Source organism: Methylobacterium sp. AC315 (assembly GCF_979253755.1).
This window is the reverse complement of the sequence record NZ_CEEDEA010000008.1, coordinates 150511-171607: the sequence shown is the minus strand read 5'-3', so window position 1 is coordinate 171607 and position 21097 is coordinate 150511. Positions and strand designations below refer to the sequence as shown.

24 protein-coding genes and 1 pseudogene are annotated in these 21097 nt (G+C 68.4%); 15 read left to right on the top strand and 10 right to left on the bottom strand.

The annotated features are described in order from the left end of the window. The first annotated feature begins 310 nt into the window (after positions 1 to 310). Entirely contained in the window at positions 311 to 544 is a 234-nt protein-coding gene (locus AC0IY0_RS15910) for a hypothetical protein (RefSeq protein WP_147908101.1), read from the top strand. Between the two features lie 438 nt (positions 545 to 982). On the opposite strand, the gene egtD is transcribed toward AC0IY0_RS15910, so the two are convergent. Both egtD and AC0IY0_RS15900 read right to left on the bottom strand, forming a co-directional pair. Beyond that, the gene (gene egtD, locus AC0IY0_RS15905; protein WP_419830941.1) at positions 983 to 1942 is read right to left on the bottom strand and encodes an L-histidine N(alpha)-methyltransferase; all 960 of its coding nucleotides are present in this window, start codon (positions 1940 to 1942) and stop codon (positions 983 to 985) included. Beyond that, the gene (locus tag AC0IY0_RS15900) at positions 1939 to 2913 is read right to left on the bottom strand and encodes a methyltransferase (protein WP_147939287.1); all 975 of its coding nucleotides are present in this window, start codon (positions 2911 to 2913) and stop codon (positions 1939 to 1941) included. Before AC0IY0_RS15900 ends, egtD begins: the two co-directional genes overlap by 4 nt. Before the next feature lie 534 nt (positions 2914 to 3447). Here AC0IY0_RS15900 and AC0IY0_RS15895 point away from each other — a divergent pair. Then, the gene (locus tag AC0IY0_RS15895; protein WP_419830943.1) at positions 3448 to 4026 is read left to right on the top strand and encodes a YgjV family protein; all 579 of its coding nucleotides are present in this window, start codon (positions 3448 to 3450) and stop codon (positions 4024 to 4026) included. A gap of 104 nt (positions 4027 to 4130) precedes the next feature. Then, a complete protein-coding gene (locus AC0IY0_RS15890) occupies positions 4131 to 4871 on the top strand; it encodes a DUF4336 domain-containing protein (RefSeq protein ID WP_471764535.1) in 741 nt (246 codons plus the stop codon). A gap of 30 nt (positions 4872 to 4901) precedes the next feature. Here the strand turns inward: AC0IY0_RS15890 and AC0IY0_RS15885 are convergent, their stop codons facing one another. Further along, positions 4902 to 5165 (bottom strand): hypothetical protein, encoded by a 264-nt coding sequence (locus AC0IY0_RS15885; protein WP_147853809.1) that lies wholly within the window; start codon positions 5163 to 5165, stop codon positions 4902 to 4904. A gap of 366 nt (positions 5166 to 5531) precedes the next feature. Next, the gene (locus tag AC0IY0_RS15880; RefSeq protein WP_471764533.1) at positions 5532 to 5897 is read right to left on the bottom strand and encodes a hypothetical protein; all 366 of its coding nucleotides are present in this window, start codon (positions 5895 to 5897) and stop codon (positions 5532 to 5534) included. 230 nt (positions 5898 to 6127) lie between these two features. Here AC0IY0_RS15880 and AC0IY0_RS15875 point away from each other — a divergent pair, with 230 nt between their 5' ends. Then, positions 6128 to 6391, top strand: coding sequence for a hypothetical protein (locus AC0IY0_RS15875; protein ID WP_147939290.1), 264 nt, complete (start codon positions 6128 to 6130; stop codon positions 6389 to 6391). Positions 6392 to 6465: 74 nt separating this feature from the next. Here the strand turns inward: AC0IY0_RS15875 and AC0IY0_RS15870 are convergent, their stop codons facing one another. Continuing rightward, positions 6466 to 6651 (bottom strand): hypothetical protein, encoded by a 186-nt coding sequence (locus AC0IY0_RS15870; protein WP_471764531.1) that lies wholly within the window; start codon positions 6649 to 6651, stop codon positions 6466 to 6468. 227 nt (positions 6652 to 6878) lie between these two features. Here AC0IY0_RS15870 and AC0IY0_RS15865 point away from each other — a divergent pair, with 227 nt between their 5' ends. Then, positions 6879 to 7112, top strand: a complete 234-nt coding sequence (locus AC0IY0_RS15865) for a DUF2171 domain-containing protein (RefSeq protein ID WP_471764529.1) — start codon at positions 6879 to 6881, stop codon at positions 7110 to 7112. Between the two features lie 21 nt (positions 7113 to 7133). Here the strand turns inward: AC0IY0_RS15865 and AC0IY0_RS15860 are convergent, their stop codons facing one another. Then, entirely contained in the window at positions 7134 to 7463 is a 330-nt protein-coding gene (locus AC0IY0_RS15860; RefSeq protein ID WP_419830947.1) for a hypothetical protein, read from the bottom strand. Positions 7464 to 7694: 231 nt separating this feature from the next. Here AC0IY0_RS15860 and AC0IY0_RS15855 point away from each other — a divergent pair, with 231 nt between their 5' ends. From AC0IY0_RS15855 to AC0IY0_RS15830, 6 genes are all read left to right on the top strand, one after another. Further along, positions 7695 to 8066 carry a hypothetical protein gene (locus tag AC0IY0_RS15855; protein ID WP_147939326.1) on the top strand — a complete coding sequence of 124 codons (372 nt, stop codon included), beginning with the start codon at positions 7695 to 7697 and terminating at the stop codon, positions 8064 to 8066. 60 nt (positions 8067 to 8126) lie between these two features. Further along, positions 8127 to 8423 (top strand): hypothetical protein, encoded by a 297-nt coding sequence (locus tag AC0IY0_RS15850; protein WP_147939292.1) that lies wholly within the window; start codon positions 8127 to 8129, stop codon positions 8421 to 8423. Between the two features lie 350 nt (positions 8424 to 8773). Then, positions 8774 to 9277 carry a Ros/MucR family transcriptional regulator gene (locus AC0IY0_RS15845; RefSeq protein WP_147908091.1) on the top strand — a complete coding sequence of 168 codons (504 nt, stop codon included), beginning with the start codon at positions 8774 to 8776 and terminating at the stop codon, positions 9275 to 9277. Positions 9278 to 9474: 197 nt separating this feature from the next. Beyond that, the gene (locus AC0IY0_RS15840) at positions 9475 to 9618 is read left to right on the top strand and encodes a hypothetical protein (RefSeq protein ID WP_187278418.1); all 144 of its coding nucleotides are present in this window, start codon (positions 9475 to 9477) and stop codon (positions 9616 to 9618) included. Positions 9619 to 9654: 36 nt separating this feature from the next. Next, on the top strand, positions 9655 to 10968 hold the full coding sequence (locus AC0IY0_RS15835; RefSeq protein ID WP_147908090.1) for an MFS transporter: 1314 nt from the start codon (positions 9655 to 9657) through the stop codon (positions 10966 to 10968). A gap of 161 nt (positions 10969 to 11129) precedes the next feature. After that, entirely contained in the window at positions 11130 to 12185 is a 1056-nt protein-coding gene (locus tag AC0IY0_RS15830; RefSeq protein WP_147908089.1) for a zinc ribbon domain-containing protein, read from the top strand. A gap of 10 nt (positions 12186 to 12195) precedes the next feature. Here AC0IY0_RS15830 and AC0IY0_RS15825 read toward each other — a convergent pair whose 3' ends face one another. Then, positions 12196 to 13740 carry an ATP-binding protein gene (locus AC0IY0_RS15825; protein ID WP_471764617.1) on the bottom strand — a complete coding sequence of 515 codons (1545 nt, stop codon included), beginning with the start codon at positions 13738 to 13740 and terminating at the stop codon, positions 12196 to 12198. 123 nt (positions 13741 to 13863) lie between these two features. Further along, positions 13864 to 14337, bottom strand: a pseudogene (locus AC0IY0_RS15820) (PAS domain-containing protein); the annotation flags it as partial. Between the two features lie 484 nt (positions 14338 to 14821). Between AC0IY0_RS15820 and AC0IY0_RS15815 the strand changes: the two are divergent. Further along, a complete protein-coding gene (locus AC0IY0_RS15815) occupies positions 14822 to 16297 on the top strand; it encodes a protein adenylyltransferase SelO (protein WP_471764525.1) in 1476 nt (491 codons plus the stop codon). A 13-nt stretch (positions 16298 to 16310) separates the two neighbouring features. On the opposite strand, the gene AC0IY0_RS15810 is transcribed toward AC0IY0_RS15815, so the two are convergent. Then, positions 16311 to 16535, bottom strand: a complete 225-nt coding sequence (locus AC0IY0_RS15810; RefSeq protein WP_147939296.1) for a hypothetical protein — start codon at positions 16533 to 16535, stop codon at positions 16311 to 16313. A gap of 800 nt (positions 16536 to 17335) precedes the next feature. Between AC0IY0_RS15810 and AC0IY0_RS15805 the strand changes: the two genes are divergently transcribed. After that, positions 17336 to 18436: a hypothetical protein gene (locus tag AC0IY0_RS15805; protein WP_471764523.1), complete on the top strand. Its 1101-nt coding sequence runs from the start codon at positions 17336 to 17338 to the stop codon at positions 18434 to 18436. A 26-nt stretch (positions 18437 to 18462) separates the two neighbouring features. Then, complete coding sequence (locus tag AC0IY0_RS15800; protein ID WP_471764521.1) at positions 18463 to 18867, top strand: lysozyme inhibitor LprI family protein; 405 nt, start codon at positions 18463 to 18465, stop codon at positions 18865 to 18867. An 18-nt stretch (positions 18868 to 18885) separates the two neighbouring features. On the opposite strand, the gene AC0IY0_RS15795 is transcribed toward AC0IY0_RS15800, so the two are convergent. Further along, the gene (locus AC0IY0_RS15795) at positions 18886 to 19206 is read right to left on the bottom strand and encodes a hypothetical protein (RefSeq protein ID WP_147939300.1); all 321 of its coding nucleotides are present in this window, start codon (positions 19204 to 19206) and stop codon (positions 18886 to 18888) included. Between the two features lie 595 nt (positions 19207 to 19801). Between AC0IY0_RS15795 and AC0IY0_RS15790 the strand changes: the two genes are divergently transcribed. Next, on the top strand, positions 19802 to 20824 hold the full coding sequence (locus tag AC0IY0_RS15790) for a glycosyltransferase family 2 protein (RefSeq protein WP_419830954.1): 1023 nt from the start codon (positions 19802 to 19804) through the stop codon (positions 20822 to 20824). Positions 20825 to 21097: the final 273 nt, after the last annotated feature.

Here is a 21097-nt window from a genome sequence, read left to right as displayed (position 1 = left end):
TTGCAGACGCATCCCGTACGGTGACGATCGGACCTGCGGCCGGCGGCACCCAGGCGTTGGGCTGCGGCTTCGCCAGCCGGGCCCGTTTCTCTCGCCGTTTGAACGCACGCCTCGGCGTGGCACCCAGCGCGTATCGCCACGCGGCTCTCCTCTGCACCCTGGCACGTTTCGACGAGGCGTGAAGCCCCCGGATCGATGCCGGCCGGTCACGCGTTTGTAGGAGAGCCGTCGATTCAGTGCGCTCGCCGATGCCGAACCAGTATTCGTTTCGGCGGCGAGCGCGAACGGCTCTTAGCCCGGGAGGATCGTCGTGGGACTCACTGCGTTCGTTTTTTTCGTCGTGCCCTGGATGCTGGTCGCGGCATGGATGTTCCGCTCGGCCAACGCCGTGCGGATGGGCGTGCCGGCTGCGCCCTGGCGCCCCCTGACGGATTTCCCGCCGCCACCGCGCGACCAGCGGGCCATGGTCGAGACCGGCACCGTGCCGAAGGGCGCGGCCACCGATACCGACGACGACAAGCACCGGCCGCTCCAGATGGTGTGAGATTTTTCGCCGGGGTCCAGGGTCTTTCGCGCGGCTGACCCGCCGCGCGCGATCCGGCGCGCCTCCGGTCCAAAGCCTGTCCGATCCGCGCCGTGGTTGGGACGCCATCGGTTCGAGGCGCCCTCGCCCCGGCTGGGCTCGACCGGACGTCGCCGGTCGCGCCGACGGATTTTTAGGCCGCAACCCGATCTTCCGCGGCAGGACGATGCGCCGATCCGGCGCGAACCCGTGCCCTCCCCCGGCCCGCCACGACATTCGCACATCGCTGCCGGATGAACGCAAGGGCCAGCCCCAAGCGCGGCTCCCTCCCCTGTGTGAGAGGAGGATCCACACGCCTCCTTGGGAGAGAAGCGACCGGCCCCGGCCGTAGCGCGCATCCGGCGCGCCGGGCAAGCTCCACGAGCGACGCCGGACAACGAGCCCGGCCTCGACGGGGCCTCACATGCCGGCATGCTCCAGCAGGTGCAGGTTGAAGCTCCCGTCCTCCGCTTGCCACAGGCCGCGCGGCTGCCAGCCGCTCCGGCGGGCCAGCGCCTGGAAGGCCGCCGACGTGTACTTGTGGGAGGTGTCGGTGCGGATGCGCTCGCCCGCCGCAAACGCGATCGCCTGCCCGCCGAGGTGATAGGTGGCCGGACGGAGCGCCTCGAGATGCGCCTCGACCCGCTGCGGATCGGGGCACAGGGTGATCCCGTGCCGGAAGTTGTCGAGGTCGAAGTCGGCCCCGAGCTCGCGGTTGAGCCGGACCAGGATGTTCCGGTGGAACGCCGCCATCAGACCGTCCGCCCCGGCATAGGCCCGCTGCAGGCGCTCGGGCTCGACCGTGGCGTCGGCGCCCACCAGGAACAGGCTGGGCCCGAGGGTCGTGCGCGCCCGCTCCAGGAACAGGCCGGCCTCCGGGGGCGCGAAGTTGCCGATGCTGGTGCCCGGGTAGAAGCCCAGGATGCCGCCCGGCCCCGCCGCGACGGGGAGCGGCACCGGCTTGGCGTAGTCGGCGCAGACCGGCACCATGGCGATGTCGGGGTAATCCGCGGCCAGGCGCCGGATCGCGCCCTCCAGGTATTCGCCGGAGATGTCGATCGCCACGTAGGCGGCCGGCCGGGTCAGCGCGTCGAGCAGGGTGCGGATCTTGCGGCTGGCGCCGCTGCCGAACTCCACCACGGTCACGCCCGGTGCGACCTTGCCGGCCAGCTCGGCGGCGACCCGGGGCAGCAGCGCCATCTCCTGGCGGGTCGGATAGTAATCGGGGCTGTGGCAGATCCGGTCGAACAGGTCCGAGCCGGTCTCGTCCCAGAGATACTTGCCCGGCAGGGTCTTCACGTCGGCCGTGAGGCCGGCCAGAACATCGTTCAGGACCTCGTCGTCCAGGACCTCATCGCGCCCGCCATCGGCCTCGCTCATGACCGGGTCCCTGGCTGGGTCCCTGGCTGGGTCACCGTGAGCACCACCAAGGCGAGGCGCTCGACGGCGGCATATTCCGGGTTGGCCAACTCCTCACCGTACTCGTCCGGATCGAACTCGCGGTAGGTCCAGTCCAGGCCGGCGCGGCCGCAGGCCTCGGCCACCGCGTCCCGGAACGGGTCCGCCCCCTCGACGATCGCCGCCCCGGTGAACAGCACCAGGCTGCCCCCCGGCGCCAGCCGCGCGATCGCCTGCTCCACCACCGCCAGCGGCAGGCCGGCCCCGAGCGGACCGCCGCCATGCCGGTAGGCCCGGGCCGCCGGATCGATCATGAAGGGCGGGTTCGAGACGATCAGGTCGAACGTCCCCTCGACGTCGCGCAGCATGTCGCTGTGCCGGACATCGACGCCGTCGGTCCCAGCCAGCCGGGCGTTGACCCGGGCGGCCCGCAGCGCGGCGGGGTTGATGTCCACCAGCACCACCTCGGCGCCGGGCGACCGCTTGGCGATGCAGATCCCGGCGGCCCCGGAACCGCAGCCGAGATCGACCGCCCGGCGCACCGGCGTCGGCCGTGCCTCCACATGGGCCACCACCGCCGCGACGAAGCGCATCGTGTCCGGCCCGAAGAACACCGCATCGGTGGCGGTCGGCGGGTAGGAGGAATGCGCGAGCAATTCGCCGTCGAGGCTGGAGAACCGGACGGTCGGGCGCAGCAGCGCGCCGTCCTCGACCACGGCCCCGGCATCCCGAAGCCGGCTCAAGATCTCTCCGGACAGGATCTCGGGCCGGAACGGGCGGCTCCAGCCGATCACGTCGCGCAGCGTGCGCGCCTCGGCGTTGCACGACCGTGCGTTGACGATGGCATGGGTCGCGGGGGTCACCGTCGTAAAGGTGTAGCCGCTGTCGCGCAGGGTGCGCCCCAGGGCCAGCAGGGCGTCCTGGTTTTCGGGAAACGCTGCGGATCGGGTCATCGGCCGGACCCCGCCTGCCGGCTACGCGAAGTCTGGCGGGACCCGGGCGGGTGGTGGCCCCAGACTTCGTCGATTCTTCGCGTCGTCCGGCGCTGCGCGCGGGCCGGGACCGCGAAGGGACCGGTGCCGCCGGGCGCGCGGAGCCAGGCCGGGACGGCGATCGGGCGACGGATATCCGGGTTGGAAAGCTGCATGGGCGCGTCGGGTCGGGTCGCCGCAGGACGGCAGGAGCGGACGCCCCGCGGCCTCGATCGGCCCCGGACACGTCCGAATGAATACCCCGAAAACCGGAATTCTCAGGCCTTGTTCCCGGATTTATCTCCGGACAACCGAGCGATAACCTATGTTATTCTCGGGTTATCGCTGATCCAATACTTGATGTACGCGGTAGATCTGAGCGCGTCGCCCGTGCGGCCGTTTCGCCACCCTCGCAGGGACGTGATCACCGGGCGATTTATCGTTAACCATCTGATTACCATGCGAACCTAGCGCATTCGGCGGAAACGGCGCATCCGCGCCGGCTGAGCGCGACCGATGATTGCCGCCGACACCGTATTGACCTGGTATGATCTCGCCGGGACCCATCTCGACATCTTCGGATCCCTGGGCCTGACCCTGGGATTCATTGCCGGCCTGATGCCGCGCCGCCCGTGGATGCTTGCCGGGTCGGCGGCCTGCGCCGCCTGCTTCGGCGCCCACTACCTGACGCTCGGAGCGCTCACCGGCGCCGCGATGTGCGCCATCGCGGTGGTGCAGAGCCTGGTCTCCCTGACCTGCCTCGGCGCACCGAACCGGAACGGATGGGTCCATCCCCTGTTCGCCGCCACCACCCTGCTAGCGGCCTGGCTGACGATCGCCACCTGGAACGGGACGCCCTCCGCCTGCGCGGCGATCGGCACCCTGCTGGCGACGGCCGCACGCCTGCAGGCCGCGCCCCAGACGATGCGCCTGCTGTTCCTGAGCGCGTCCCTGTGCTGGGCCGGCCACAACCTCCTCGTCGGCTCCGTGTTCGGGCTGACCTGCGATCTCCTGACCCTCCTGGGCCTCGGGATCGCCCTGTGGCGCGCCCTCCCGGCCCGGCCCATCGCGGCGCCCACCTATCTTCAGGCCTGACCTGAGGCAGCGGGCTGCGGCGATCCATCCGGGAAACCCGATGCGCCGCGGCGGTTGCCTCACTTTCCGGCCGCACAGCCGGAGGCAGCCGAGAGAACCAGGCCTTGCCTGAAGCAACCTATCCACCCCTCGACGTGCTCAAGCCGGTCGCCGAGGGCGTCTGGATCGTCGACAGCGGCCCGTTGCGGATCCTGGGCTTCCCGCTCCCGGTGCGGATGACCGTGGTCCGGCTCGGCGATGGTGGCCTGTGGCTGCATTCGCCAACCCGCTACGACGCGGCGCTGCATCGGGCGATCGAGGCGCTGGGACCGATCCGCCACCTCGTCGCGCCGAACATCGCGCACTGGACCTTCCTGAAGGACTGGCAGAGCCAGTGTCCGGAGGCGCTGACCTGGGCGGCGCCCAACCTGCGCCAGCGCAGACAGGTTAGCCGCTCCGGCCTGCGGATCGACCGCGTGCTCGGGGACGCTGCGCCACCCGAGTGGCAGGCGGACCTGCGCCAGCAGGTGGTGCCGGGCGGCCTCGGCTTCCGCGAGGTCGCCTTCTTCCACAAGCGCAGCCGGACGCTGGTGCTCACCGACCTCGTCCTGAACCTGGAACCGGCGAAGATGCCGGCGCTCCTGCGCCCGCTGCTGCGGCTGGCCGGAATGACCGCGCCGGAGGGGAAGCCGCCGCCCTATCTGCGCCTCGTGATCAAGCTGCGTCGGCGCGACGCGGCCCGGGGCGCGGCGGATCTCGTGGCCCTCAAGCCCGAAGCGGTCGTCTTCGCGCACGGGCTCTGGTTCGCACGGGAGGGCACCGCACGCCTGCGCCGCTCGCTGCGCTGGCTCGGCGACTTCAGCTGACCGCAGACCGGTCGGCCGGCCGTCCCAGCCTCAGGGCTCCGCTGGCGTGTCGGTATCCCCAGAGCTGTCCAGCGACTTGGCCAGCTCCATCAGCACCTCTTCCACCATGGGCGGCCAGGGTACCCGCTCCTCGTCCAACAGCCGCGCCGCGCCGACCAGGGCATTGACCTGCTCCTCGAAGATCGGCCGCTGAACCAGCTGGGCGTATCGCACCCGGGCAGCCAGGGCGGTCGCGAGGCGCTGGACCTCGGCGATCCGTGCATTCGACGCGCCGGCACCATCCCGGTTGCCCATCCCTCACCCCTTTCGGATCCTCGCAGGCCTCAGATAGGCCTCAGGATGGGGGTCTCGGCAATCCCGGCGGAAGCCGCATCAGCGATCCGAACGACCGCGAGCCGGGTCTACATGGCGCTCACGCCCTGCCCCGGGGCCAAGACAGCTCACCATGCCGGAACACTAGGTCCTCCAACCGATGCCAAGATCGCCAGGGCGATCGCGGCAAGCAGGATATCGCGCTTGCGATCGATAGCCCATACGGGCATCGACTCTACGCGGCGGTCGCCGATGAGCCGGGTCAGGCTTTCCGGTAATTGGCTCCGACCTGCGGGAAGCCTGACCCGGCTCCGCCTCAACCAAGCCGCGCCGATCCGCATGGAAGGCTCAGGCCGAGCGGCTCGCATCCTCGATGCGGCGCGGTGCGGTGCTGGCGAGGACCTTTCGCTTGCCGGACCTGTGGCGCACAAAATCGTCGAGGGGCTTGCAAGCCGGCAGGCCTGATGCCGGGGTCGCCACTGCATCCAGGCATGGGGCAGCCGCTTCCGGGTCGCTCGGATCCGCCGGCAGGTCGATCCGCTGGCCGACCAGATAGGCTTCCAGGTCGATCAAGCGGTGACGCAACCGCCAGATGTCATTTTCTACGCCATTCAACTGGACAAGAAGGTCTGAGACGGTCCCTTCACGGGCCGCGATGGCCGAGAGGACGGTCGCCCGCTCGTTCAGCAACACAGCCTTGACGGTCGGGTTCATCTGGAGCCCCATTAAGCGCGACCGTGTCAGGGACTAGTAATCCCGCGCAGCCGGCAAGCCTCAATAGGACTTAGCCGATACGCCGGATGGCGAAGTCCTGAATGGGGCGTACGAAATCTGAATGCGGCAGCATCAACGGTTGGAGCTGAAAGTCCGAATCTGCGCGTCAACGGAACTTTCGCTCGGCAAGTGCGTCAGTTCCACGCAGAGCAAAGCGCCGGGAGGTTATCATGCGCGCGCCCTTGAAGATCGCCACCGTCGCCTTCCTCGTCGTCGGCATTCAGCCAGGCTGGGCACAATCCATCAGCCAGACGGGGACGGGGGGCGGTCCGACCACGGCTGCGAAGGCCCCACATACCGCGGCTACCGGGCAGACGGTGCCCAATCCGAACGCACTCGGACCGAGCGAGACCGGCAGCATCGAACGGCGGAGCCCGGGCGAACAGCGCAACGACGCGATCACACGCGGGATCTGCATCGGCTGTACGCGCTGACAGACGCCAATCACATGTCCCCGAAAGACAGCATCTAGCGGGTCGGCCACGGATAGGGGGCCGACCCGGCATCGCTAGCTCTCCGCCCGGAGGCTCTTGATGATGCGGCTGGCGATCTTGCGCACGGCCTCGTCGTCCCGCGCCTCGCCCTCCGCGCGGTCCCATAGGCGCGCCAAGCTGGCGTCAAGTTCGTCCAGCAGTTCCGGGTGGCGGTGAGCCAGGAAGCGGATCGTGCCGAACAGCAGGTGTTCGGTGGCCATCTCGTGTCGCCGGGCGTCGGCAACGTGTTCCAGTGAGGCGGATGTTGGCTCGGTCATGGCGGTCCAACGGTCCGGGCAGATGCCGGTTCAGTCACGTCCGCACGGTGCGACCCTGCGGCACGCATCCCGAACGCTGCATCCCTGAAACCCAGGCCTGAGCTGGAATGGCGCAGCCAGGAACCGCTGTGAGCAGGGCACGGTTTGACGACTTCACAGGGAGGATGAAGATGGTGGACGCTGCGCAGATCCAGGAACACGCCGAGGTCGTCGACTCGGACGGGGCCCATGTTGGAACCGTCGATCACATCGACAAAGGCGAGATCAAACTGACCAAGCGCGACGCGGCGGCGGGTGGCCTCCACCACTACATCCCGCTCGACTTCGTTCGGGCCGTCGAGGGCGGCAAAGTCCATCTCGACCGGCCGGCCGACGAGGTGAAGCGCGAGTGGTCGACCTCCTGATCGGCACGCATCGGCGCAGGTTCAACGCCGAAGACCGCCGATCCAGGCGGTGAGCGGCTCCACGAAGGCCGCCCAGGTCCGGGCCCAGACGGTCCCGGTTCTGCCATCCTGCGCAGGCCCGGCTGCCATGAGCGACGCCACGAACGCATCTTCCTGCACCTTGCATTCGTCGAGGGCGTTGCGTTCGTCCCCAGCCCGGCTCTGACCGGGCGGCTGATGGGCGTAGGATTCCCGCAAGCAGCGATGCCACGCCCGTTCGAGCGCGCGCGGATCGGTCGCCGCCGCCATCGCTGTCGACCCAGCGTCGATCAGGACGAGCATCGCGAGGAGGCTGAGCACGGGCGGGCGCATGACGCCTCTATGCCCGATTCGACGACCTGGTGCCTAGAACGAACAAGCAACACCTCGCGATCAGAAGCTGCCCACTCGGATGAGGCGCCAAGCCTGCGACGCCGCTCGGACCGTCGGTTGAACTTGCGGCATCGGCTTTCCCGGTCCTGGCCGCCGAACTGCAACAGTTTCCAACCCTAAGGCCCTGTAAGCCGGAGGCTCGGCAAAGGGTTACGGGATATGCGGCGCATGATGGAGAAGTGGGTACTGGGTCTCGTGCGGGTCGCGGCCTGGATCCTGGTGGCGGCGATCGTCGCCATCACGCTGGTGCCGATCGGCCTCCGTCCGGTGGTGACGGCCAATCCCAGCTTCGAGCGGGCGGCCGCCTACGCGTTGGCCGGCCTTCTTCTGACCCTGGGCTACCCGCGGCGCTGGCCGTGGATCCTGCTCGGAGCCGTGCTGCTGGCCGGCGGGCTGGAAGCCGGGCAGTCCCTCACGGGTACGCGTCACGGCCGGTTTGACGACTTCCTCGTGAAGGCGGCAGCGGCGCTGGTGGGCGGCATTGTGGGCCTCGGGTTGGCATCCTGGGTGGACCGGCGCCTCCAGGCCCGCACCAGCGGGTGACAGGGAAACCGCCGAGTTTCGGGGGCGTTGTCGTTCCGGACTCTCATGCGAGGTGCTGCCATGTTCGGCGCAGGCAAGCTCACGGGGCGGTTCTGGTTTCGGAAAACGTGGTCGGGCAAGCTGATTCTGCTCGTCGAGGAAGAAAGGCCGCGCTGGTTCAGCCGCAAGAAGCTGACTAAGCCGCGCTGGCGAGACGCACGGCTGCTCGATCTAGCCGAGGCGCCGATGCGTACACTGATGACCCTGGAGCGCGCCTACCGCGCCGAATACGGATCCAGCGCGACGCTTCCGGCCGCCGCGCCGTCGGTCAATCGCGGAACGATACCAGCGCCGATCGGGCACGCAGCCAACGCCTGAGCGCTGCCAGGTAGAAGGGCGCGGGCCGAGCATGAAGGGCAGGGCTCGGCCCGCCTGTCGTTCGGCTTCGTACCCCTCGAGGCCGCAGCGACGCCTCGAGAGACCACAGGATCGTTAAGACATCCCGAACGGGCCATCACGCGGCGGGCGCCCGGCGGCTCGACGCGCCTCGCCGTTAGGCCTGAGCCAGCGGGACGCAGTCCCACGCTTACACCGTTGCAAATCTATGTTGGTATTCATTCGATACAACAGTCGATAACCCACGGCGTCATCTGTTTTGTGCGATTTAGCGCTTGACTGTTGACAGATACAGCGATGTTCATCGCGTACTGTCCTCGCGAGAGCTGCCCATGGAAGACGACACCGCATTACCGCAAGACGATCAGACCGATGTCATTGCTCTGACCGCCGACATCGTGTCGGCATACGTATCCAACAATTCCGTCCCGATGCCCGAACTGGCGACCCTGCTGTCGCGTGTCCATGAAGCCCTCACGGGGCTTGGTCAGGCCGGCACACCCGCCGAGCCGGACGCCAAGAAGACCACGCCCGGCCAGATCCGGAAGTCGATCACCCCCGACGCGCTGATCAGTTTCATCGACGGCAAGCCGTACAAGACCCTGAAGCGGCACCTGAGCGGCCATGGCCTTACCATCGAGGCCTATCGAGAGCGTTTCGGGCTGCCGCGCGACTACCCGGCCACCGCTGCCAACTACTCGGCCATGCGCGCCGAGTTCGCCCGCACCGCAGGCCTCGGCCACAAGCGCCGGAAGCCTGCCGCGCACGCCTCCGAGGCCGCTGAGACGGTCGAGGCTCCGGCGGCAAAGCCCGCCCGCGCACGCAAGCCGGCGTGAGGTTGCGCCCGCTCCGGGGCACCCCGGCGTCGGCTGCGATCCGGTAAACCCGCGACAAATCGGAGGTCTTCATCGGGCGACGACTTCCGGTCACCGGGCTTTCGCGTTAGATCGGCTGACCAAGATCGGCAATCGAACCGACGGGCCGCGAGGAAACCCGAGATGATCCGCACGCGCTGCGCTGCGGCGGCGCTCTGATGGCGTCCACGATCGACTCCGGCCCGGACGACCGGGGCGCGCCGTTCGAGTGGATGCGCACGGCCGCCTGCCTTTTCGATGTCGAAAACTCCGACGCCGGAGCGCCGAACCGGCGCGCCCGGAGCCTGCGCCTGCACCCGTGAGCGGCTCGAAGACAGCCGCCGCCGAGGAGGATCATCATGGCTGAGTCTGAACTCGAACGGTCGGCGATGCGGCGGATCGGGTGGCGGCTGGTGCCGTTCCTGATCCTCGCCTACTTCGTGTCCTTCCTGGACCGGGTGAATGTCGGCTTCGCGGCCATCCAGATGAACCACGATGTCGGATTGACCGCCACGCTGTTCGGCTGGGGCGCCGGGATCTTCTTCCTCGGCTACTTCCTGATGGAGGTCCCCAGCAACCTGATGCTGGAGCGGTTCGGGGCGCGGCTCTGGATCGCCCGGATCATGGCGACCTGGGGTGTGATCTCCATGGCGATGGCGATGGTGCAGGGTCCCTGGTCGTTCATTGCCCTGCGTTTCCTGCTGGGCGTTGCCGAGGCCGGGTTCTTCCCGGGCGTGATCCTGTACCTGACCTACTGGTTCCCCTCGGCGTACCGGGCTCGGATCGTCGGCATCTTCATGATCTCGATCCCGATCTCGTCGTTCCTGGGCTCGCCGATCTCCGGGGCGCTGCTCGGCCTGAACGGATGGGGTCTGCGCGGCTGGCAGTGGTTGTTCATCCTGGAAGGTCTGCCCGCCGTCCTGATGGCCGGGGCCGTGCTGTGGTTCCTGCCCGATGGGCCGCGCCACGCGAAATGGCTCCCGCCGGCCGAGCGGGACTGGCTGGAGGGACGTCTGAAGGAAGAATCCGCCCGGAACGCCGCGCGCAGCGGCGGTGCCGCCTCGCCGTCGCTTGGAACGATGCTGCGTGATCGGCGGCTGATCCTGTTCGCCGCCATCTATTTCGGCTCGACCGCCAGCAGTTACGGCCTGACCTTCTGGACCCCGCAGATCGTCAAGAGCTACGGCCTGGGCAATTTCGAGACCGGCCTGCTGAACAGCGTTCCCTACGGCGTCGCCTCCGTGGCGATGATCCTGTGGGGGCGGCACAGCGACCAGGTCGGCGAGCGGCGCTGGCACCTCGCCATCCCGTTCCTGGTCCTGGCCGCAGGGCTGGCAGGCGGGACCGTCCTGAATGGGATCCTGCCGCTGGTCGGGGCGCTGACCGTCGCGGCGGTCGGCGTCTACATGCTGAAGGGGCCGTTCTGGGCCCTGGCGACCGAGGAGCTGCCGCCGGCTGCGGCGGCTGCCAGCATCGCGGCGATCAACGCTGTGGGCAATCTCGGCGGATTCCTAGGCCCCTACCTGATCGGCGCGATCAAGGATGCCACCGGCAGCTTCACTCTGAGCCTGACGCCGCTGATCCTGTTCGCGCTGATTTCGGCCGGACTGTCGCTCGTTCCTGGCCGGGCACGCGCCGCGCCGGGCGCCTCGCGAACAGCGTCGGCCCGCTGACTATCGGCTCCGTCAGCCGACCGAGTTGGGCGGAGGCCGACCTATGCTAGAGCTTGCCGACACCGGAGCCGTGCCCGACCGAATAGCGGTCGAGCACGGCTCACGGTCGTCGGTCCGACGCGTGTGCGGCGGGCGATAATGGGATCTGTGGAGTCGACGGCGTGCGTGCTGGTTCCCGATTGTCCGAGCGCTGGTTCAACGTCGCCCTCTGGCTCGTCGCACTGCTGTTCGCCTGGTTCCTGATCGGGCTGGGCTCCCTGGTCGTTGGCGACCTGCCGCAGGTGGAGCAGCACTACACCCTCGAGCAGTTCCTCGGATCCGACCAAGCCCGGGCCTCGACCGACGCGCTGAAGCAAATCCGCCGCGAGATGGACGACAGCCGGCGCCGGACGGAGCGGGACCAACTCGCCCTCGATGCCGCCCAGGCGGCCTCGGAAGGCGCCCGCGAGACCTTCGCCAATTGGCTAAAGACCAGGGATGCGACCCAGCGCGTCGATCAGGATCCGGGACTCATCGCACGCACCCGGCAGCTCGACGCACTCAAGGACGCCGAGCGGACGATCGAGGAGCGGCTGGCCGGGCTTGCCGAAACGCAGCGCACGCTGTCCGAGCGGGAGCAGGACCAGAGCCGGGTGGACGGCGAACTCCGCGCGGCGGCTCAGCAGAAGCTCGACTCGGCGGAGCGTGGCCAGGAACTCCGGGTGTTCGGCTACCGGCTCGCTCTGACCCTGCCGCTGCTGGTGCTCGCCGGATGGCTGCTGCTGAAGCGGCGGAACACGCGCAACTGGCCGTTCGTCTGGGGCTTCGCGTTCGCCGCCGCCTTCGCGTTCTTCGTCGAGCTGGTCCCGTACATGCCGAGCTACGGCGGCTACGTGCAGTACGGTGTCGGCGTGGTCGTGACGCTGGTCGGCGGTCGGGCGGCGATCAACGCCCTGCATGCCTACCGCGCACGTCAGGCGCTGGTCGAGACACGGCCCAACGAGGAGCGCCGCACCGAGATCGCCACCGATCAGGCTCTGGCCCGACTTGCCAAGAAGGTCTGCCCGGGCTGCGAGCGGCCGGTCGCGCTCGGCGATCCGAACACGAATTTCTGCCCCCATTGCGGGCTCGGCCTGTTCGAGGATTGCCAAGCCTGCACGCAGCGCAAGAGCACCTTCGAGCGGTTCTGCCACGCCTGCGGCACCCCGGGGGCCGGTGCGGTCCTGCCGGCGGCTTAAGGCGTCGCCTTCACTCCACCGAGGCTGGTGTCGGCCGTCCGACGACCCGGCTCAGCACGCGCCCGAGCTGGTCGGCGGAATAGGGCTTGTGTAGCAACTCGAAGCCGTGGGTGCCTTCCTGGGCCAGGACGTGGCTGTAGCCCGAGGTCAGCAGCACCGGCAGGTCCGGAAGGCGGCGCGCCAGCTCCTGGGCGAGCGCCAGGCCGCCCATCCCGGGCATGACCACGTCCGAGAACACCACCTCGAACCCGCCGCCGTCCCGGCCGAGCCGCTCGAGCGCCGCCTCGGCGTTGGCCGCCCAGACGGTTTCGTAGCCGAGATCCTGCAGGATCTGGGTGGCGAACTGACCGACCTCGACATTGTCCTCGACCACCAGGACCCGCTGCCCGGTGCCGAGCGGCGAGATTGTCGCCGGGACGCCCTCCGCCTCGTCGATCCCGCGATCGACCTCGACCTGCGGGAGATACAGGGTGAAGGTCGCCCCCTGCCCCGGCGCGCTGGTGACGTCGACGTTGCCGCCCGACTGCTTGGCGAATCCGAACACCTGGCTGAGGCCGAGGCCGGTGCCCTTGCCGACCTCCTTGGTGGTGAAGAACGGCTCGAACAGACGACCCAGGTCGGCCCCCGAGATCCCTGAGCCGGTATCGGTCAGCGACACCGCCACGAAGGCGGTGTCGGCCCCGGCATGCCCGCGGATCGCCGGCATAGTCCGACCGCCGGCGAGCCGCAGGGTCAGCGTGCCCTCCCCGTTCATGGCGTCCCGGGCGTTGACCGCCATGTTCACCAGGGCGGTCTCGAACTGGCTGACGTCGGCCCGGATATGGCAGGGCTCGTCCGGGACCTCGGCGATCACCCGGACGCGGGCGCCGATCACGGTGTCGAGCATGTCGGCGATCCCGCGGACCTTCTGCCCGACATGGAACACCTCGGGCTTGAGCGCCTGCCGCCGGGCGAAGGCGAGGAGCTGGCCGGTGAGCTTGGCGGCGCGGTCCACCGTGTCGGAGACCGCGTCGAGGTAGCGGGTCTTGCGCGCCTCCGGCAGATCGGGCCGGCGCAGGAAGTCCACCGAGGAACGGATGATCGTCAGCAGGTTGTTGAAGTCGTGTGCGACACCGCCTGTGAGCTGGCCAACCGCCTCCATCTTCTGCGACTGACGCAGGGCGTCTTCGGCGCGCATCAGTTCGCTGGTCCGCTCGGCAACACGCTGCTCCAGCGTGTCGGTAAGGGTGCGCAGCATCATGATGGCGCGGTCGCGCTCGGCCTCGATGGCCCGGCGGTCCTCGACATTGATCAGCACCCCCGGGAAGCTCAGCGGCGTCCCGTCCGGAGCGCGGTCGACCCGGCCGTTCGCCTCGATCCAGTAGTACTTCCCGTCGGTGCGCCGCACCCGGTACTGGTGCGCGTACGCCCCCCCGCGGGCGATGACCTCGTTGATCGCCGCGATCAGCCCCTGCCGGTCTTCGGGATGGACCGTAGCGATTACCTGCTCGAGGCTGAGCCCGACCCGGCCGAGGGCCGGATCGAGGCCGAAGCTGCGGGCGAAGGCCTCGTCCACGGTGAACGCGTCGGCGGGCAGATCCCACACCCAGGTGCCGATGATCGCGCCGGCCGACAGGGCGAGCTGGATGCGGTCGGCATAGAGCTGAGCCAGCGCCTGGCTCGCCTTCAGCCGCTGCTCCGCGAGCACGCGCTCGGTGGTCTCGACCACGACTGCGATCACCCCGGCCGGCTGCCCGGCCTCGTCGAGCACCGGCGAGTAGTCGAGATTCATCCAGACCTGCTCGGGTCGGCCGTAGCGGTGCAGAGTGAGTTCCTGATCCTTGTAGGACAGCGTGCCGCCGGCGAGCCCCACCCGCATCACGTTGTCGTTGAAGTCGGCGACCTCAGGCCAGCCCTCGCGGACCTTCGAGCCGAGGAGCTGCGGGTGCCGGCCGCCCGCGAAAGCCGAGTAGGCATCGTTGTAGATCATGATGCCGTCCGCGCCCCAGAGCAGCACGATCGGCACCGGCGACAGCAGCACGGTGCTGACCGCGGAGCGCAGGCTCTGAGACCAGCGGGCGATTGGACCCAGCGGCGTCGTCGCCCAGTCGTAGGCCCGGACGATCGCGCCCAGTTCGCCGCCTCCAGGCAGAAATGCGGCCGTGGCGCTCATGGCTCGCTCGAACTGCGCGGTCCTGCGGCAGCCCCTCGCACCGCCAGACCGGGCTCGCGATCGGTCGCGCAGGCTCGGTTGGCGGTGTCATGCACGTGCATCGCAGCCCCCGGTTCGGGCTTCGGCAAGATTGATACGGGTTCGCACACAGCCATGGCAGCGGCATCGCCCGTGGGGGGAAGGCTTACAAGCATCCGGTTGGCCGTCACCGCGTATTTTCGTCCAGAGGAAACGTCCTGAGACCCGCCCGCCACACGCCGCTCGACGGCTCACGACGGGGCCGGGCACGACGGAGCCGGGATTGATCGGCGTCTGGAGCGAACGCGCATCCCGGCGGTTCGGTCGCAATCCAGCCGGATCCGCAGCGCCACGGCTGCGACGTACGGAACCGGGCACGCGCGAACGGTCTTGGACCAACGGCGGCCCATGAGAACCGACCTCGGCCGCGCTTGCTGGCCGCCGGGCGCATTCATAGATGGCGTCGATGACCCCGATCCCATTCGACAACAGCTACGCCCGCCTCCCGGAGCGCTTCTATGCGTCCCGCGCGCCGACGCCGGTGGCGGCACCGCGCCTGATCCGGCTGAACCGAGCGTTGGCCCAGGACCTCGGCCTCGATCCGGACTGGCTGGCCGGTTCCGAGGGCGTCGCGGCTTTGGCGGGCAACCGTGTCCCGGAGGGCGCGGCACCGCTCGCAGCGGCCTATGCCGGGCACCAGTTCGGCCAGTTCGTACCGCAGCTCGGCGACGGCCGTGCGGTCCTGCTCGGCGAGGTGATCGACCGGGCGGGACAGCGCCGCGACATCCAGTTGAAGGGGTCCGGCCCGACACCGTTCTCCCGACGGGGCGACGGCCGCGCAGCGCTGGGGCCCGTGCTGCGCGAGTACCTCGTCAGCGAAGCCATGGCGGCGCTCGGCATTCCGACCACCCGGGCACTCGCCGCCGTCGCGACCGGCGAGCCGGTGGCGCGCGAGACGGTCCTGCCCGGCGCAATCCTGACCCGCGTGGCGGCGAGCCATATCCGGGTTGGCACGTTCCAATTCTTCGCCGCGCGGAGCGACGTCGAGGGTCTGCGGGCACTCGCCGACCACGTGATCGCCCGGCACTATCCCGATGCGGCCGGTGCGGAGAAACCTTACCGGGCACTGCTGGAAGGCGTCGTCGCCCGCCAAGCCGAACTGGTGGCCCGCTGGCTCTTGGTCGGCTTCGTCCACGGGGTGATGAACACCGACAACATGTCGGTGGCGGGCGAGACCATCGATTACGGCCCCTGCGCCTTCCTGGACGCCTACGATCCCCGGACGGTGTTCAGCTCCATCGACCGGAACGGCCGCTATGCCTATGGCGAGCAGCCCCGGATCGCGCTTTGGAACCTGACGCGCCTGGCTGAGACGCTGCTGCCGCTGCTCGATCCGGACGAGACCGAGGCGGTCGCGCAGGCCGAAGCGGCGCTGGCCGGCTACGCGCCGCGCTTCGAGGCCGCCTATCAGGGCGGTCTCAATGCCAAGCTCGGCCTGTCCGACATCCGGGACGGCGACCCCGCGCTGGCAGGCGACCTCCTGAAGCGTATGGCAGAGAATCAGGCGGACTTCACCCGCACGTTCCGGGCCTTGTGCGCGGTCGCGGAACGACCGGAGACCGGCGCCAATCCGCGCGACCTGTTCGTCGATCCGACGGCCTATGACGACTGGGCGTCGCGCTGGCGCGCCCGCCTGGCCCAGGACGGCCGCAGCCCTGCGGCGGTCGCGGCGGCGATGCGGCAGGTCAACCCCGCCTACATCCCGCGCAACCACCGGGTCGAGCAGATGATCGAGGCGGCAGTGGAGCGTGACGACTTCGCTCCCTTCGAAGCCTTTCTGGCGGTGCTGTCGCGCCCCTACGAGGACCAGCCCGCGGCCGCCCCTTATGCCGAGCCACCCGAGGGCGGCGGGGTCGGATACCGCACGTTCTGCGGTACCTGAGCCGACCCGGCACTCAGCGTTGCGGCCAAGCGTAGATCTCGTGAAGGCTGCCGCCGTACCTGAACCAATGCACGCCCGTCGCTGGATTGAAGCCGTGATCCTCATGAGACGCGGCGATCGACGAGACGAGCGCCTGCGCCACATCCCGATCTGAAATCTCGTACGCGAGCAAGCGCGGATGATCCGCGTCGGCCTGCGCCCGATCGCGAAGAAAGATGGAATACGATTTCATCTTCATCACACCTGAGACAACCTGCTGGACGGAAGCAGATGTCGAAGGCGAGGCATTTGTTCAACATCGCCGAGCAACAAGGTTAATGCTTTTTAAGACAAATTCGAGCATTTTATCTACCAAATGCTGTCCTGCATGCGCCACCAGGCATCCCGAAAACGCATCGGGGCGGAAGCGTTATCGGTCTGGATTCGCTTCCTAGAATAGGTTACCTGCCTGCCCGGGGCGGTACGTGCCGCCCTGGGGCGTGGAAACCTCTTGCTCGACGGTTTGGTGCCGGCCGCGATGGCACCCGAATCCTTGACCGCGTGGGTCGGGGAGCCTGCGGCGTATGTCCAGGTGTTCCGGCACTAAAGGTCGTAGGGACCGTTCGAGCACGGTTTTCCAACTCCCCGACTATGGATGGTTCAGGAGGCTTGTCTGCGGGGACGTACCGCGGACACGAGCCTGTCGGGGGTGGCCCATGGGCTCCGATGTTCCCGAACTGCGTGCGCGCCAGCTTGCCGCTCTGCGGGCTGCCTACGAGGCCTGTGCCAGACAGGCCGACGATCGCGCCGTCACCGGTGCGGCGCTGCACACACGCGTGCTGCTGGGCCGGATCCTGGTCCTCCTGGGCGGGTTGGAGGAGCGGGCGCCCCCCCGGCGATAGCGCTTCTCCCGGTCGTGCCGCCGTCAGGCAGGTCCGGCGCGGCGAGATTCACCGTACCGGCCGATTCCGTTTCGTCTCCACATTGGCGGGAGGGACTCCAGCGTGCCGGCGGTTCGACCGGATGCTAGGCTCGGGCTTCCCATCTCCGGGTCCCACGATGCGTCTCATCAACACGCTACACGTCGGAACGCGCGGGCTTGCCTGGACGGCGCTGCTCGGAGCCGGGCTGATCGCGCGCGCTGCCGCCGCGAGGGCGGATGAGCGCCCGAACTACGAGAGCGACCGGCGCGGCGTCTTCCTGACCTTCCTCAACGCACCCGGTCCCGGCGAAGCGATCGCCCGCTCACCGCGTTTCGGCCTGTCCTTCGGAGGCGAGGCCCGCCCGGTGCTCGTCGATACCGGCTCCACCGGCATCGTCGTGTCGGCCGGGCGCATCCCGGATGTCGACGCCCTGCCGAGCCGGCCCGGTCGCCTGACCTACACGAGTTCCGGCCGGATCATGATCGGCCGCTGGGTGACGGTGCCGGTGACCCTGTCGGGCCGCGACGGCGCCAGGGTCTCGACGCGGCCGCTTCCCGTGCTGGCGGTCGACCGGATCGACTGCACAGAGAAGGCCCGCTCCTGCACCCCGGAGGATGCCCCCGGGCACGTGGCCATGCTGGGGATCGGCTTCGGGCGCGAGGACGACAGCCAGACCCAGAGCACGCCGGACACCAATCCGCTGCTCAACGCCGAGCCGCCGGGTCCCGGTCCGGTCCATCGCGGCTACGTCGTGACCAAGTCGGGGGTGCATGTCGGGCTGACACGCGCCAACACCCGGGGACGCTTCCGCTTCGTGAAGCTCGATCCGCATCCGCGGGTCTCGGGCGACTGGCTCGGCGTACCGGTGTGTATCGGGGTGAATGCCCGGGAGCCGGGCGCCTGCGGTCGCGCGCTGATCGATACCGGCGTGACCGACATGTTCCTGACGCTCCCGCCCGAGCAAGTCACTGAGAGCCTCCGTACCGATGGCGCCGGCCACCGCGCGCTCGCCCCCGGGACGCGGCTGCGCTTCCGCTTCGGCGACGCGGCCGGCTACGCGATCACGAGCGGCGATACCGCCTCGCTCCTGGCGCCGGAGCGCATCGTCCTCAACACCACGCGTCCGCTGCCCTTCGTCAATACCGGCCTGCGCCTGCTCAACGGCTTCGACGTCCTGTACGACGCCGACGGCGGCTTCTACGCCTTCCGCGCCCGGCAGACGGATGATGAGCCCTGAAGCCCGCCTCGGTCCTGGAGCCTGCCATGCTGCGAACCGTCCTCATCGGAGTCCTGATCGCCCTGCCGGCCGTCGGCTCCGCCGTGGGGGCGGACTGCACGCAGGCGCCCGATCAGACGGCGGCGAATCTCTGTGCGGCCCAGAATTTCGCGCAGGCCGATGCGGAACTGAACCGGCGCTACACCGCCCTGCGCGACAAGCTCGACAGCAACGGGCGGCACAACCTGGTGGCGGCGCAGCGGGCCTGGATCGCCTTCCGCGACCTCGAGTGCAACCTGCGCACCGGCTACGACGCCTCCGCGCCCGATTCCAACGGAACGATCGCGCCCCTGCTCGACGGCACCTGCAAGACCGAGTTGACCCGCCAGCGCATCCAGGACCTGACCGCACAGATCAAGTGCCCGGGCGGCGACCTCGCCTGCGCACCCTGAGCGGGATACGGACCGGCCTCAGATCACCTCGTAGGCGAACAGGAAGGCGACGCCGGTGATGCCCATGAGCCCGAGCAGGAAGAAGTTGTCCGCCACCTGCTCGGCGAAGCGGCTGATGCGCGGCCGGGCCTCGAGCCGCGTCGACAGGTAGGACAGGATCGCGCTCAGCAGGAACAGGACGGCGACGATGCCGCTGTAGACGTCGACCTGGCTGGGACCGGAATAGTGCTCCAGCAGCTTCACCAGACCAATCAGCGTGGTGCTGATTCCGATCATCGTGCTGGCGGTCGGGAGGATGTGACGGGATTTCTCCCCGTCCTTCACACCGGGCAGGCCCACCGATCGTCCCTCCTCGCGCCGCGTCCAATCCCGGGACGGTATGCGCGGGACGGATTGATAACCGGTATGCGCATCGGTGTAGTCCCAGCGAAGACACCGGGTGTCCGACAGCCCGATCGTCGGTCAGACCGCGCGTTAACTCGGGCCGTGGCCGCGCGATCCCGCGCAGTCACTGCGAAGTGTACGACCTGCGGCCGCGGAACGCTGACTCAACGCGAAGACCTTCGCACGTGGGGCGGACGCGGCCGGCCGGTCCGCGCCCCGGCCGGCGTGACGCCGCCGATCCAGGTCGATGGGTGCGGGTTCCGTGTCCCGATCGGTGAGCCGGTCGTGCCGGGCGAGGGCCAAGCGTCCGATCGTCGGCGCTGCCAGTCGCCCCCTTCCCGGTTGCGGACGTGCGGCGGGGTGATGATCGCGTCCCACGCAGGGATCTCTGCAATCCGGACGGCCTATCGCCGAGCGATGATTTTAATCCCGGCCTTATTTATGGATCAGGGTATTTACCGAAAGCCTTAATACGTGGATAATAGCAACATCAAAACCTATTCAAGATGCCCTCAAGAAATATTGCGCAATCTCTACGTGGGAAAATAACATGGAAGACAGAGAACTAAAGCTTGCGATCATAATAAATTGTCATAATTATGAAGATTACGTTCGAAATGCGATCGCAAGCGTACTCTCTCAGGACACGACCCACTGCGATGTCATCGTCGTCGATGATGGATCGACTGATCGTTCGTGGGAGGTAATCGAGCAGTTCAAGGTTCGCGCGTTCAGGAAAGAGAACGGCGGTCAAGTCAGCGCCTGCCGATACGGCGTGTCGAAAACGGATGCCCCGTTCATCCTGTTCTTGGATGCCGACGACGAACTCGTTCCGGGCTCGATACAGACGATCATCCAGCATCTCGATGCGGACGTTGCGAAGCTACAGTTCCCATTGCTTCGCATCGACAGCAACGGCACGCCGCTCGGCACGTCTTTTCCGAATCTGGCGAAAGGCCGGGCGCGCGCCACGTTCGTCAAGGCCATCGAGAGGGCGGGGACCTACATCTCGCCACCGACCTCGGGCAACGTGTTTCGCAGGGACCTGTGCGCGCTCCTGGAGGACGCCCATTACGATTCGGCCGTCGACGGCGTGATGCTGCTCGCCGCGCCGTTCCACGGTGACGTCGTGAGCCTGTCCGAACCGCTCGGCCGCTACAGATTGCACAACAAGAACAAGTCCGGCACCAACCGGACACCGACGGTGGCCCTGATCAGAAAGCACCAGAAACGGTTCGTCGATCGGCTGGAACATCTTAGAACCGCACTGCCCGACAGGGATGGATCCTGCAAAATCGCCTCGCCGACCCGTATGTACATGCATGCTCGGTACAATAATTACTGCGATATACTGGAGATGCGCCGCATCACCTGGGCGGGCGTCGTCGTCACGATCCGATCGTTCCCGACCTGGTACAGCCCGCTCAGGCGCGTATCCGTCGTGCTGTTCCTGCTGGCCTGCACAATCCTGCCGCGCCGGACGGTCCGATCGATCCTGGAGGCGCGTCTGACCGGGAGTTGGAGGCCTGTCGTGTCGAACATCCGCACCTTGGGCATGGCCCGGTCGGGCTGATGGGCCGCAAGCGGGCCTTTGCCCGCATCCGGCAGCGATCGGGGACCATCGGCCCCGGTAGGGAGAGGCGGCACACGCGCGCCAGACGTGGGACGACCGGTGCCTACGCCGGCGAGCACCGGGACCGGAGCGCAAGACGAAGCGATCGCGGAGACGGCAATGGCGAGATCTCCGGGGCGTCAGGCTTGCCCGCGATAGTCCGTCCGGGCTCATTTTGCCGACCGGCCCAGAACGTGCTTGGATGCAGACGCCGGAACTATGCATCTCGATAGA

Excerpts from the sequence above, each read along its gene's own strand:
- AC0IY0_RS15810 (WP_147939296.1), bottom strand. The coding sequence starts at position 16,535 with ATGAAGATGAAATCGTATTCCATCTTTCTTCGCGATCGGGCGCAGGCC.
- AC0IY0_RS15805 (WP_471764523.1), top strand. The coding sequence starts at position 17,336 with ATGCGTCTCATCAACACGCTACACGTCGGAACGCGCGGGCTTGCCTGG.
- AC0IY0_RS15900 (WP_147939287.1), bottom strand. The coding sequence starts at position 2,913 with ATGACCCGATCCGCAGCGTTTCCCGAAAACCAGGACGCCCTGCTGGCC.
- AC0IY0_RS15815 (WP_471764525.1), top strand. The coding sequence starts at position 14,822 with ATGACCCCGATCCCATTCGACAACAGCTACGCCCGCCTCCCGGAGCGC.
- AC0IY0_RS15845 (WP_147908091.1), top strand. The coding sequence starts at position 8,774 with ATGGAAGACGACACCGCATTACCGCAAGACGATCAGACCGATGTCATT.
- AC0IY0_RS15885 (WP_147853809.1), bottom strand. The coding sequence starts at position 5,165 with ATGGGCAACCGGGATGGTGCCGGCGCGTCGAATGCACGGATCGCCGAG.
- AC0IY0_RS15840 (WP_187278418.1), top strand. The coding sequence starts at position 9,475 with ATGGCGTCCACGATCGACTCCGGCCCGGACGACCGGGGCGCGCCGTTC.
- AC0IY0_RS15875 (WP_147939290.1), top strand. The coding sequence starts at position 6,128 with ATGCGCGCGCCCTTGAAGATCGCCACCGTCGCCTTCCTCGTCGTCGGC.
- AC0IY0_RS15835 (WP_147908090.1), top strand. The coding sequence starts at position 9,655 with ATGGCTGAGTCTGAACTCGAACGGTCGGCGATGCGGCGGATCGGGTGG.
- AC0IY0_RS15865 (WP_471764529.1), top strand. The coding sequence starts at position 6,879 with ATGGTGGACGCTGCGCAGATCCAGGAACACGCCGAGGTCGTCGACTCG.
- AC0IY0_RS15870 (WP_471764531.1), bottom strand. The coding sequence starts at position 6,651 with ATGGCCACCGAACACCTGCTGTTCGGCACGATCCGCTTCCTGGCTCAC.
- AC0IY0_RS15855 (WP_147939326.1), top strand. The coding sequence starts at position 7,695 with ATGGAGAAGTGGGTACTGGGTCTCGTGCGGGTCGCGGCCTGGATCCTG.
- AC0IY0_RS15790 (WP_419830954.1), top strand. The coding sequence starts at position 19,802 with ATGGAAGACAGAGAACTAAAGCTTGCGATCATAATAAATTGTCATAAT.
- AC0IY0_RS15895 (WP_419830943.1), top strand. The coding sequence starts at position 3,448 with ATGATTGCCGCCGACACCGTATTGACCTGGTATGATCTCGCCGGGACC.
- AC0IY0_RS15880 (WP_471764533.1), bottom strand. The coding sequence starts at position 5,897 with ATGAACCCGACCGTCAAGGCTGTGTTGCTGAACGAGCGGGCGACCGTC.
- AC0IY0_RS15860 (WP_419830947.1), bottom strand. The coding sequence starts at position 7,463 with ATGCGCCCGCCCGTGCTCAGCCTCCTCGCGATGCTCGTCCTGATCGAC.
- egtD (WP_419830941.1), bottom strand. The coding sequence starts at position 1,942 with ATGAGCGAGGCCGATGGCGGGCGCGATGAGGTCCTGGACGACGAGGTC.
- AC0IY0_RS15800 (WP_471764521.1), top strand. The coding sequence starts at position 18,463 with ATGCTGCGAACCGTCCTCATCGGAGTCCTGATCGCCCTGCCGGCCGTC.
- AC0IY0_RS15850 (WP_147939292.1), top strand. The coding sequence starts at position 8,127 with ATGTTCGGCGCAGGCAAGCTCACGGGGCGGTTCTGGTTTCGGAAAACG.